The sequence below is a fragment of the Hyphomicrobiales bacterium genome (assembly GCA_039973685.1).
Classification (GTDB): domain Bacteria; phylum Pseudomonadota; class Alphaproteobacteria; order Rhizobiales; family JACESI01; genus JACESI01.
The window spans coordinates 1-11,998 of the sequence record JBDWKL010000046.1; the positions used below are offsets into that span (position 1 = coordinate 1).

Here is an 11,998-nt window from a genome sequence, read left to right on the forward strand (position 1 = left end):
AATTTGGAACTAGACGATAGACAATTAAAGGGCCGTCATCCCACCGTGGTTACGTGTCGTTATCTCATCGACGAAATAGATGGAAGAAAACTACTACAACTGAATACTTACGGTTCTGAGCAACGTGAAGTTCCTAACAAACTAAGTCAGACCCTACAATTTGATGAACTTGCTGCTAAGCAGCTGTTTAACTTGCTCAAACGCGAATTTTCGCTCGAATAATTGGACGCTAATCATGTTGGATACAAACCAAGATAACCGCGTTACCTTCACGCTGAATGGTAAAGAGATTAAAGCCACCAAAGGCAAAACCATTTGGGAAGTTGCGAAAGCAGATGGCAACACCATCCCACACCTTTGCCATAAAGATGCCAGCGGCTACCGCCCAGACGGCAATTGCCGTGCTTGTATGGTGGAAGTGGAAGGTGAGCGCACGCTTGTGGCGTCCTGTATTCGCCCTGTAGCCGACGGCATGGTTGTGACGACTGACAGCGAGCGGGCTGAGAAATCGCGCAAGATGGTGATGGAGCTATTGCTCGCGGACCAACCAGATCGCGATGTGGCGCATGATAAGTCATCTCATTTTTGGGACATGGCTGACGTCCAAGACATATCTGAAAGCCGCTTTCCAGCGATTGAAAAAGAATTCGTACCGCTGCTTGATTCAAGCCATGTCGCCATGCGCGTCAATCTTGATGCTTGCATCCAATGTAACCTTTGCACCCGCGCTTGCCGTGAAGTGCAGGTGAATGATGTGATTGGCATGTCCGGCCGAGGCAAGACGTCTGAGATCACCTTCGATATTCACGACCCGATGGGCTCATCTACCTGTGTTGCCTGTGGCGAATGTGTTCAGGCCTGCCCAACAGGTGCACTGATGGAAGCCAATGTGCTTGATGACAGTCAAGTAGGTGACAGCGCTGACTTTGACCGCGAGGTGCAATCTGTTTGCCCTTATTGCGGTGTTGGTTGCCAGCTTTCTTTCAAAATCAAAGACGAGAAAATTGTTCGCGTTGAAGGTGTCGAAGGACCATCAAACGAGAACCGTCTCTGCGTAAAAGGCCGTTTTGGGTTCGATTATGTTGACCACCCTCACCGACTAACCAAGCCAATGATCCGCCGTGATGATGCGCCAGAAAAAGGCCTCAACGTTGATCCGAACAATCCGTGGACTCATTTCCGTGAAGCCTCATGGGAAGAAGCCTTGGATGTTGCAGCAGGCGGTTGGAACAAGCTTAAAGAAACACATGGCGGCGCCTCTATCGCGGGCTTTGGTTCTGCGAAATGTTCGAATGAGGAAGCTTATCTTTTCCAAAAGCTTATCCGTCAGGCCTTCAAGCATAACAACGTTGACCACTGCACCCGTCTTTGCCACGCCTCTTCTGTGGCCGCTTTGATGGAGAACGTCGGTTCTGGTGCGGTAACGGCTACTTTCAACGAGATTGAAAATGCAGACGTTGCCATCGTAATTGGTGCGAACCCGACCGAGAACCATCCAGTTGCGGCGACCTATTTCAAGCAGTTCTCAAAACGTGGCGGCAAGCTGATTGTTATGGACCCTCGCGGCCAAGGCTTGAAGCGTCATGCCTCTCACATGCTACAATTCCGCCCCGGTGCGGATGTGGCAATGCTCAACGCGATCATGCATGTGATCGTGGAAGAAAAGCTCTACGACGAACAATATATTCAAGCGTTCACCGAAAACTGGGACGCAATGAAAGAGCACCTCAAAGGCTTCCCGCCTGAGCGTATGGCTGATCTATGCGGCGTTGAAGCGGATGTGTTGCGCGATGTGGCTCGCACCTTTGCGAACGCCAAAGCAGGCATGATCTTCTGGGGCATGGGCATTAGCCAGCACATTCACGGCACGGACAATTCTCGTTGCTTAATCTCTCTTGCGCTGATGTGTGGTCATGTTGGTCGCTCTGGCGCTGGTTTGCACCCATTGCGCGGGCAAAACAACGTGCAAGGCGCATCGGATGCTGGATTGATCCCAATGTTCTTGCCTGATTACCAGCCTGTCTCGGATGATGGCGTGCGTGCTGCGTTCAACGATATTTGGCAGTCAGAAGATTGGTCAAGCGAACGCGGTCTGACCGTTGTCGAGATTATGGACGCAGTGCATGAGGGTCATATCAAAGGCATGTATGTGCTGGGCGAAAACCCTGCCATGTCTGATCCAGATGTTGAACACGCGCGTGATGCATTGGCAGCCCTTGATCATTTGGTTGTTCAAGACATCTTCCTAACGGAAACGGCAAACTATGCTGACGTTATCTTGCCTGCCTCTGCATGGGCTGAGAAAACGGGTACGGTGACAAACACCAATCGTCAGGTTCAAATGGGCCGTCCTGCAATTGCCCCTCCGGGAGAAGCGCGGGAAGATTGGTCGATCACTGTTGATCTAGCAAACCGCCTCGGCCTCAACTGGGATTATAAGCACCCAAGCGAAATCTTTGCTGAGATGAAACGCAGCATGAAGTCACTCGACAATATCACTTGGGATCGGTTGGAGAGCCAAGACGTGGTGACTTACCCGTCGCTTTCGCCAGAAGATCCGGGTCAACCGATTGTGTTTGGTGATGGCTTCCCGCGCCCTGAAGGCCGTGCACGGTTTACGCCAGCGCAGGTTACATCTCCGGCGGAAGTGCCAGATGATGAGTTCCCGATGATCTTAACCACGGGTCGCCAGTTGGAACATTGGCATACTGGCTCAATGACACGCCGCACAATGGTGCTTGATGCTGTGGAACCACAAGCCAACGCCTCACTGCATCCGCGCACCTTGCGTAAGATGGGTGTTCAACCGGGTGAAATGATCGACATTGAAACCCGTCGTGGTGCTGTGTCTGTTATGGCGCGGGCTGATCGGGCCGTTGCAGAAGACATGGTGTTTATGCCGTTTGCCTTCGTGGAGGCTGCAGCCAACACACTGACCAATCCGCAGCTTGATCCCTTTGGCAAAATTCCAGAATTCAAATTCTCCGCCTGCCGTGTTGCGGCAACCAATAGTGGCGATTTAGAAGCCGCTGAGTAATAACGCTTCAGCCCTTCTCGATGCTAGAAATAAAAAAGCCCCGCAACATGTGCGGGGCTTTTTAATTCAAACTATGTCGTCAACTACCGACCTAAAATCTTATTCCAAAGCGGTGCCGTTTTGATGGAAACGCCAGCACGGATTGTGTGGATGCCACCAAGGTCAATGGTCACACCGCCCAATCCATTGGGTAGGAAGTCATCACTGCCCAAATCCGAATAAGTGTATTGCACACGCGCTGAAACGTAGTCAGTTAGCGCGGCTTCAACACCTGCACCCGCTGTCCAACCAAATTGAAATTGACTATCCGAACCGAGGTTGGCTGTACTAAATCGAACATTCCCGTACGCTAACCCGCCCGTGACATAAGGTAAAACACCGTCGAAAGCATAACCAACACGACCACGAACAGATGACAAGGTTCTCAAATCAGTCGTTGCTATGCCAATAGAGCTATCGCCGCTGGTGAAAGAAAAATCATTATCAATACCAAAAACAATATTACCGCTTTGGAAGTTATAACCACCAAATATGCCGCCATGAACGCCGTCTAAATCAGAACCATCAAGGAACAAAAATGGGGCGGCGGCTGGCGTAGATCCTGTTACATTAGAACCGAAAACTCCACCACCTTGGATACCAAAATAAGAACCACGCCAGTCGTGCGTTGGCTCTGCAACTGGAGTTGGTTCGATGTCAGCTGCTTGCACGCCTACACCTGCCAGCATGGTTGCTGCGAGGGCTAGTGAAATGATATATTTCATGGATTAGTCCTGTTTTCCAAATCGAATCTCAGTGATTGCGGAACAGACGCCTATTCATATCAAAATACAACTCAATTCCCACAGGTGCGTGGAGTTCAAGAAATTTTGTGACCCAAACAGCACAAAAGCCCGACAAGATCGGGCTTTTGTTTGTTGAAACTGCGATTAATCAGCTAATTTTTTGAAGCAATGCATCAACGGATGCTTTTGCATCACCGTAGAACATACGTGTGTTTTCTTTGAAGAATAGTGGGTTTTCGATGCCAGAATAACCAGCACCCTGCCCGCGTTTTGAGACAAACACTTGCTTAGCTTTCCAAACTTCTAATACTGGCATGCCAGCAATTGGGGAGTTTGGATCATCTTGAGCTGCTGGGTTTACGATGTCATTTGAACCAACAACGATCACCACGTCTGTGTCCGGTAGATCATCATTGATCTCATCCATCTCCAATACGATGTCGTATGGCACTTTTGCTTCTGCAAGCAGAACATTCATGTGGCCTGGCAAACGACCAGCAACGGGATGAATTGCAAAGCGTACATTTTTACCCGCAGCGCGAAGGCGCTTCGTCAACTCAGAGACAGATTGCTGCGCCTGAGCAACGGCCATGCCGTAGCCGGGCACGATCACAACGCTATCAGCTTCTTCCAAAGCCGTTGCAACGCCGTCGGCATCGATTGCAACCTGTTCGCCCTCAATCTCCATGGCTGGGCCTGATGAACCACCAAAGCCGCCCAATATAACGGAGACGAAGGATCGGTTCATCGCCTTACACATGATGTATGAAAGGATCGCGCCAGAAGAACCGACCAGCGCACCAACCACGATCAAGAGATCGTTGCCAAGTGAGAAACCAATCGCGGCAGCGGCCCAACCTGAATAGGAATTCAGCATAGACACAACAACAGGCATATCAGCGCCACCAATACCCATGATGAGGTGATAACCAATGAAGAGCGCGAAGATGGTGAGCAGGATCAATGTCCAGCTGCCTGAGCCATTAAGGTACATTAGCATCATGATGACCGACAGTGCCGCAGCACCCGCATTGAGCATGTGACCACCCGGCAATTGGTTCGCGCCAGAATCAACCCGACCAGCCAACTTGCCATAAGCAATCAGCGAGCCTGTGAAGGTTACCGCACCAATCCACACACCGAGAACAAGCTCGATACGTAGAATACCAATTTCAACGGCTGACTTCTTTGAGACAAGTTCTGCAAAAGTACCTGTTATCGCATCCCCGCCTTGTTGTGCTGCTTGCACACCAAGAATGGTAAGATCAGCATTAAAGCCAACAATGACAGCAGCTAAACCAACGAGCGAGTGCATGATAGCCACCAGCTCTGGCATTTGTGTCATTTGCACTTTGGTCGCCAGTTGATAACCAACGGCTGCACCAAGCGCTATAAGCACCAGCGACGCACCCCAAAGGCCACTACCCGGCCCCATAAGAGTTGCAAGCACGGCAATTGTCATACCCGCAATACCGTACCATACCGCACGTTTTGCGCTTTCTTGATCGCTCAACCCACCCAATGAGAGGATGAAGAGAACGGCCGCAACAACATATGCTGCAATTGTAAATCCGAAATCCATGACGCTATGCTCCTTATGACTTTTGGAACATGGCGAGCATGCGCCGTGTTACGAGGAAACCGCCGAAGATATTCACGGAAGCCATGAATATCCCTGCTGCGGACAAAATAGTAATCAGCCAAGAACTCGACCCAAGCTGGATCAGCGCACCAAGGATGATGATGGATGAAATCGCGTTCGTCACCGCCATAAGGGGGGTGTGCAGGCTGTGCGCGACATTCCAAATAACTTGGAAGCCGATAAAGACTGACAATACGAATACGATGAAGTGCTGCATAAAGCTTGCAGGAGCCACGAGGCCCATCAGCAAAAGGGCCGCTGCAGAAACACCAATCAGTGTAACTTGGTTTCTGGTCTGCTTTTTAAAGGCTGCCTCTTCTTCAGCTTTAATTTCTTCAGCTGTCTTTTCCGGTGCCTTAGGCTTTTGCGCTGCAATCGCCTGAACTTTTGGCGGCGGCGGTGGGAAGGTAATCTCACCAGCGTGCGTTACTGTTGCACCACGGATCACATCATCTTCCATGTTGATGTTTGGAACGCCGTCTTTTTCTGGCGTTAAATCATCCATCATATGGCGAATGTTGGTGGAATAAAGCATTGATGACTGCGCGGACATTTGGCTTGGGAAATCTGTGTAACCAATAACGGTAACGCCGCCTTTAGTTTCGATTTTCTCATCCATGACAGTGTAATCACAGTTGCCGCCACGTTCGGCTGCAAGGTCGACCACAACTGAACCCGGCTTCATGGCATCAACCATGTCTGCAAGCCACAATTTCGGCGCATCGCGTCCTGGTATCAGCGCTGTTGTTATGACGATATCAACGTCAGGCGCTTGCTCGCGGAAGAGTTCTAGCTGCTTCTCGCGGAACTCTGGTGACGACGGCGGGGCATAACCACCCGTTGCAGCGCCATCTACCTGTGTATCAGTGAAATCGAGGAACAGAAATTCTGCGCCCATTGATTCAATTTGTTCGGCCACTTCAGGGCGCACATCAAAGGCGCGAACGATTGCGCCCATGCTTTGTGCTGCACCAATCGCTGCAAGACCAGCAACACCAGCACCCACGACCAAGATTTTAGCGGGTGGTACTTTACCAGCGGCTGTAATTTGACCCGTGAAGAAACGACCGAAGTTGTTACCAGCTTCAATAACTGAGCGGTAACCTGCGATGTTTGCCATCGAAGACAACGCATCCATTTTTTGGGCCCGAGAAATACGCGGCACCATGTCCATTGCAAGACAAGTCACGTTTTTCTTCTTGAGCGCTTTAAGAAGCTTCTCGTTTTGGGCAGGCCAAATGAACGAGATGAGCGTTTGCCCCTCTTGCACGCGCTTGAGCTCAGTTGCCCCTTCAGGCGCGCGAACTTTCACAATAATTTCGCAAGCTTTCCAAAGGGCTGCAGCGGTTTTGATAACCTCAACGCCGGCCTCTTTGTAATCTGCGTCTGAGAAACGTGCGCCTGCTCCAGCACCACTTTCAACGGCAACTTCATAGCCAAGCTTTTGCAATTGCAAAGCGCTTTGAGGACTTAAAGCGACCCGCGCCTCACCCTCAAATATTTCTTTGGGACAACCAATTTTCATTAAGTGTTTCCATTCAAAATTATTCTTAACGCGGCATCTCAACAAAATGCGCCGCAAATAACAGCCAGTAACAGTTACACCATCATTGAATCAAAAATTCAACTTTCGTCTAACTTAAATCTGGCAGGTTCTCTGTTTAGGCAAGCAAAAGACGAAAGTCCAGCCGCAGCTAACTGAAAAATGACGTTTTTATGGTATTTTTTTTACTGCCAAACTAAATAGGCGTTTTGCTCGACCAACCAATATGGATTGCATTGGGCGTTTTGACGACAGGTCGCTTAATAAGCGTTGGATGGTCTGAAAGCAATTTAACTAAACCCGCTTCGCCCTCATAACTGCGGTCACCTTCTGACAGGCCACGCCACGTTGTAGAACGCGTGTTTAGAATTTTGTCAGGCGTGGTTGAAGCAACCCATTCGCTTAAAACGGCTGATGAAGGCGTGTCTTCTCGAATATCAATAAATGACACGTCTTTGCCCTGCGCCTTTAGTTCTTTTAAAGCAGCACGGCATTTGTCGCAGTTTTTCAAACCATAAAGTTCGATCGTCATCTTCGGTATTACCTTTATGGAATAAGAACTGTTGTGCCTGTTGTTTGGCGACCTTCAAGTGCTTCATGGGCCGCGACCGCATCCCGCAAATCAAATTGCTGATTGATCGATATATCGACATGCCCTTGACCGACAACATCAAACAAATCTTTCGCCATTGCTTCCAAATCTTCGCGCTTGGCGGTGTAGTTGAATAATGTTGGACGCGTTGCAAACAACGAGCCTTTTTGCGCAAGCGATGCGAGGTTGAAATCGGTGATCGGTCCGGACGATTGGCCGAATGATACCCACGTACCCAAGGGCTTCAAACAATCGAGTGATCCCGGATGCGTATCCTTACCAACGGAATCGTAGACAACATCTGCGCCATTGCCATCAGTAATTTCAGCAACCTTGGCGACAAAATCCTCATCACGGTACAAAATTGTGTGGTCGCACCCATTGGCTTTTGCAAGAGCTGCTTTTTCTTCAGAGCCGACGGTGCCAATAACCTTGGCACCCAAATGCTGAGCCCATTGGCAAACGATAAGCCCGACACCACCAGCGGCGGCATGAATAAGAATGGTGTCGCCTGCTTTGACATCATAAGTACGGCGCAACAAATATTGAGCCGTTAAGCCCTTAAGCATCATGGCAGCGGCTGTTTTGTCGTCTACAGAATCTGGAATACTAACAAGCTTATCGACAGGCACCACACGGTCGGTGGTGTAGGCACCAAGTGGCAAAACGTAAGCAACACGGTCGCCTATTTCCAAATTGGTAACGCCTGCACCGATCATCTCAACGACACCCGCAGCCTCAGCGCCTGGCGTGAACGGCAATCCACCAGCCGCTGGATAAAGCCCTGAACGGAAATAAGTGTCGATGAAATTCACACCAATGGCCGTGTGACGCACCAAAACTTCACCGGAGCCAGGTGTTTGCGTGTCTGTCGTTTCAAATTTCATCACATCTGGCCCGCCTGTTTCGCGAACGATCATCGAATTTGTCATCAATTATGCCTTCCGTAATGAGAACTTATCTAAATACTCTATTTGGTTTTGTGGTAATATGTTAGAGCCTGTTCCGCAATTAAAATAACCCACTACACCCGATAAAGAGGACCAATCTTGGCAGACGCCGTTATAAAAGCAAATGTAGTCGTGGTTGGCGCTGGTCCGCTTGGTTTAATGGCGGCTCTTGCGCTTGCGAAATCATCAAACAGCATTGTCCTCATCGGCCCCAAAGCACCCGTAGATGGCCGCACAACGGCGATCTTGAATGAAGGTGTCTCTTTTTTGGAGCAAATCGGCGTATGGGACGCCCTCCAAACTCAAACGGCGCCCTTGCGTATTATGCGGTTGGTTGATGGAACAAACCGCCTCATCCGCGCACCTGAAGCAAGCTTTGATGCCAATGAATTAGACCTGCCAGCTTTTGGCTATAACGTCAAAAACAACGACCTGCTTACCGTCCTCCAAAATGCGATCAACGAAAACGCCAATATCAAATGGTACGAAAACCTAGTTGAAGAGTGCACATTAGATGAGGCCCCTCACCTAACTTTAGACAATGGCACGCGTGTCGAAGGCTCGCTCATTGTCGCAGCTGACGGTCGAGGCTCCAGACTTCGCGATGCGGCAGGTATCGAAACCAAGACATGGCAATATCCACAAACAGCCTTGGTAATGAACCTGAGGCACACCCGCGACCATCAAAACGCTTCGACTGAGTTCCACACAGAAACTGGCCCTTTTACGCTGGTGCCATTGCCAGGCAAGCAATCAAGTCTTGTTTGGGTTGAAACACCAGAAAAAGCGGCTGAGCTTAAAACCTTGCCCCTCGAAGAATTGAGCGCGCTTGTATCCGAAAAATCCCATCACCTACTTGGGGACGTGACCGTTCAAAACAAACCGATGGCCTATCCCTTATCTGGCCTAACGGCATTAGAATACGGACGAAACAAAGTCGTCTTAATTGGAGAAAGCGCGCATGTCTTCCCGCCCATTGGGGCACAGGGCATGAACCTTGGTATTCGTGACATCAAAGTTGTGAGTGAATTGTTGGAAGGACAAACAATCAATAACGCAGGTGAAGTTGACGCCCTTGTCGATCAGTATTCTGCGAAGCGTAAAATTGATATTTCTGTTCGAACCCGCGCGGTAGATGCATTGAACCGATCTTTGCTAACCGACTTATTGCCCGTGCATCTTGGGCGTGGTCTTGGTCTTTATGCTCTTAATAAAATCCCGTCTGCGCGCAAGTTCGTTATGCGTCAGGGCCTTGGTGCTCGTTGAAGTTGGCTGATCAATTGACAAAAGCACAAGAACCTCAGCCGCCAATTTCGCATCGATTTGAATTATATGGGCTGAAATTTCTACGCGCCATTTTGCTCGCCTTACGAATAGATGCGGCTTCTTGGGTGATGGGGAAAGTGTGGCGATTAATTGGCCCCCTCAATGTTCGCCATAAAAGAGTATTACGGCATATGGAATGGGCGCTTGGGGATGAAACCACGCCCTCGCAGCGCGATAAAATTGCGCGTGACATGTGGGAGAATTTGGGACGCACATTTGCTGAAGCGCTTATTGTCGACAAAATCGTTCAAGACCGAAGCCGCATCCAAGTTGACCAAGCTGTACTTTCTCAATGGACAGATAGCGGCGACAAAGCTGCTGTATTCATGAGCCATCACTTCGGCAATTGGGAACTTAATGCGGTCCCTGCTTTATGGCACACAGATCACGATGTTTTGGGCGTTTATAAGCGGGTTAAAAATCGATTGGTCGAAGATTGGTTCAAATCAATCCGTGATGAACTTTATAAAGGTGGCCTTTATACTGAAAGCGACAAGCCTGCCCGCACCATATTACAGAAGCTTCGCAAAGGGGTGAGCTTCGCAATGATCTCTGATTTGCGCGATGGTAAAGGCGTTGATGTCGACTTGTTTGGTATGCCCACAAAAGTATCCATATTTCCCACTAGCTTAGCGGTGAAGGTTGGCTTGCCTGTATTCTTAACTCAAATTCGGCGAACTAATGGTGCTAATTTCACGTTGGATATGGTCAAAATCGACATTGAGAAATCAGGCGATCAACAACATGATATTGAAACACTAACACAAGCCTGCCACAGCCAGTTTGAAGAATGGATAAAAGATCAACCAGAACAGTGGATGTGGGCGCCTTACCGTTGGAAGGGTCGTTATGAAGGCGACGAAAAACCAATGTCATGGACAAAATTTAATGCAAAAAATGAAACCGCAGGATCCAGTTCGTCTTGACATTTCGGCTTCAAAGCCCAAGTTTAAACAGTAATCTCCCGTAAGAAGGCTCATTTAGAAAATGAATTTGAGTGCCCCAAAAACTGCCCGTTTTCAGATTGGTCAGGTCGTTAAACACCGTATCTTCGATTTTCGGGGTGTTATTTTTGATATTGATCCTGAATTCGGCAATACAGAGGAATGGTGGTTGTCCATTCCAGAAGATGTTCGCCCTCGTAAAGACCAACCGTTTTACCACCTCCTCGCTGAAAATGAGGAAACTGAGTATATTGCCTATGTGTCTGAGCAAAATTTGCTCATTGATGGAACAGGCCTACCTGTTCGGCATCCACAAATTCCAGAGGTCTTTGGCGAATTGCGCGATGGTGTTTATGAAAACAATAACCAGATCTTGCATTAAGCGCTTAGATTTCAGTTTCTACCCATAAAAAAACCGGCAATTGATGCCGGTTTTTGTTTTTGTTCAAACGTAATTTGAAGATCACGTCTTACTCAGAAGCGGCTTCTTCTTTTTTCTTTTCTTCAAGCAAACGTTGACGCGCTTCATCGGCCTTACGTTGAAGTTTTTGTTGAAGCGTTTCTGTTTTTTCCTGCAGTTCTTTCGGATCGATTGGGTCGCCATCATAGGCAGCGGTAAAGCCTGATAATGTCACCTTGAATCCAGCCTGTTTACGGGCTTGATCAATTCCAACGATATTCATCTCGTTGCCGCGCTTCAAACTACCAATAAATTTACTGCCTAAGGTTGTTTCTGCAATACATGCTTGCGGTGTGCAAACTTGAAATTTGGCAGTGCCAATATTTGTTTTATCAACTTGAATACGCATACCAGGCTGAATCAATAATCCAGGAGGCATAATAATTGATAACAGTTTTTTGGCGGCACCCTTTTGTTCAACAATCCGAACCTGCGCAATCGGTTTTTGTTCTGGGCTGAGAACTTGAATGTTCATGACACAAATTTCTTTTTTCGTGTCTTTGTTAACTTCACAAATTTTGAGCCAAGGATTGTTGGCTGGCTTTTTAGCAGCCGCTTCTTCTGTTTTTTCTTGAGCACTTGCACCGCCAATTGCGATGGTTGCACCGAGCGCGATGCTCATTACCGATTTTAATGTCCACGACATTACAGTCATATAAACCTCTTGTATTGGATCCTACCAAGCTTGTTGCTTATCTAGAGATTGACGTAGCCTAAAA

11 protein-coding genes are annotated in these 11,998 nt (G+C 48.6%); 5 read left to right on the forward strand and 6 right to left on the reverse strand.

Annotated features, from left to right (window positions below; translation table 11 throughout):
* On the forward strand, positions 1-222 hold a 222-nt coding region (locus ABJO30_12815; GenBank protein MEP3233700.1), incomplete at its 5' end, for a hypothetical protein.
* Between the two features lie 13 nt (positions 223-235).
* On the forward strand, positions 236-3,037 hold the full coding sequence (gene fdhF, locus ABJO30_12820; protein ID MEP3233701.1) for a formate dehydrogenase subunit alpha: 2,802 nt from the start codon (positions 236-238) through the stop codon (positions 3,035-3,037).
* Between the two features lie 83 nt (positions 3,038-3,120).
* Here fdhF and ABJO30_12825 read toward each other — a convergent pair whose 3' ends face one another.
* From ABJO30_12825 to ABJO30_12845, 5 genes are all read right to left on the reverse strand, one after another.
* Entirely contained in the window at positions 3,121-3,801 is a 681-nt protein-coding gene (locus ABJO30_12825; protein MEP3233702.1) for an outer membrane protein, read from the reverse strand.
* Between the two features lie 169 nt (positions 3,802-3,970).
* Positions 3,971-5,404 (reverse strand): NAD(P)(+) transhydrogenase (Re/Si-specific) subunit beta, encoded by a 1,434-nt coding sequence (locus tag ABJO30_12830; protein MEP3233703.1) that lies wholly within the window; start codon positions 5,402-5,404, stop codon positions 3,971-3,973.
* 13 nt (positions 5,405-5,417) lie between these two features.
* Positions 5,418-6,989 (reverse strand): Re/Si-specific NAD(P)(+) transhydrogenase subunit alpha, encoded by a 1,572-nt coding sequence (locus ABJO30_12835; GenBank protein ID MEP3233704.1) that lies wholly within the window; start codon positions 6,987-6,989, stop codon positions 5,418-5,420.
* Between the two features lie 214 nt (positions 6,990-7,203).
* Positions 7,204-7,539 carry an ArsC/Spx/MgsR family protein gene (locus tag ABJO30_12840; protein ID MEP3233705.1) on the reverse strand — a complete coding sequence of 112 codons (336 nt, stop codon included), beginning with the start codon at positions 7,537-7,539 and terminating at the stop codon, positions 7,204-7,206.
* A gap of 14 nt (positions 7,540-7,553) precedes the next feature.
* Positions 7,554-8,531, reverse strand: coding sequence for a quinone oxidoreductase (locus ABJO30_12845; protein ID MEP3233706.1), 978 nt, complete (start codon positions 8,529-8,531; stop codon positions 7,554-7,556).
* A 117-nt stretch (positions 8,532-8,648) separates the two neighbouring features.
* Here ABJO30_12845 and ABJO30_12850 point away from each other — a divergent pair, with 117 nt between their 5' ends.
* The 3 genes from ABJO30_12850 (at position 8,649) to hspQ (ending at position 11,201) form a co-directional block, all read left to right on the forward strand.
* The gene (locus ABJO30_12850) at positions 8,649-9,815 is read left to right on the forward strand and encodes a UbiH/UbiF family hydroxylase (GenBank protein ID MEP3233707.1); all 1,167 of its coding nucleotides are present in this window, start codon (positions 8,649-8,651) and stop codon (positions 9,813-9,815) included.
* Positions 9,816-9,829: 14 nt separating this feature from the next.
* Positions 9,830-10,801, forward strand: coding sequence for a hypothetical protein (locus tag ABJO30_12855; protein MEP3233708.1), 972 nt, complete (start codon positions 9,830-9,832; stop codon positions 10,799-10,801).
* A gap of 67 nt (positions 10,802-10,868) precedes the next feature.
* Positions 10,869-11,201 (forward strand): heat shock protein HspQ, encoded by a 333-nt coding sequence (gene hspQ / locus ABJO30_12860; protein ID MEP3233709.1) that lies wholly within the window; start codon positions 10,869-10,871, stop codon positions 11,199-11,201.
* An 88-nt stretch (positions 11,202-11,289) separates the two neighbouring features.
* On the opposite strand, the gene ABJO30_12865 is transcribed toward hspQ, so the two are convergent.
* Positions 11,290-11,934, reverse strand: a complete 645-nt coding sequence (locus ABJO30_12865; GenBank protein MEP3233710.1) for an invasion associated locus B family protein — start codon at positions 11,932-11,934, stop codon at positions 11,290-11,292.
* Between the last annotated feature and the right edge of the window lie 64 nt (positions 11,935-11,998).

Bases quoted from the DNA above. Each gene is read 5' to 3' on its own strand.
- fdhF (MEP3233701.1), top strand. From the start codon at position 236: ATGTTGGATACAAACCAAGATAACCGCGTTACCTTCACGCTGAATGGT.
- ABJO30_12825 (MEP3233702.1), bottom strand. From the start codon at position 3,801: ATGAAATATATCATTTCACTAGCCCTCGCAGCAACCATGCTGGCAGGT.
- ABJO30_12830 (MEP3233703.1), bottom strand. From the start codon at position 5,404: ATGGATTTCGGATTTACAATTGCAGCATATGTTGTTGCGGCCGTTCTC.
- ABJO30_12835 (MEP3233704.1), bottom strand. From the start codon at position 6,989: ATGAAAATTGGTTGTCCCAAAGAAATATTTGAGGGTGAGGCGCGGGTC.
- ABJO30_12840 (MEP3233705.1), bottom strand. From the start codon at position 7,539: ATGACGATCGAACTTTATGGTTTGAAAAACTGCGACAAATGCCGTGCT.
- ABJO30_12845 (MEP3233706.1), bottom strand. From the start codon at position 8,531: ATGACAAATTCGATGATCGTTCGCGAAACAGGCGGGCCAGATGTGATG.
- ABJO30_12865 (MEP3233710.1), bottom strand. From the start codon at position 11,934: ATGACTGTAATGTCGTGGACATTAAAATCGGTAATGAGCATCGCGCTC.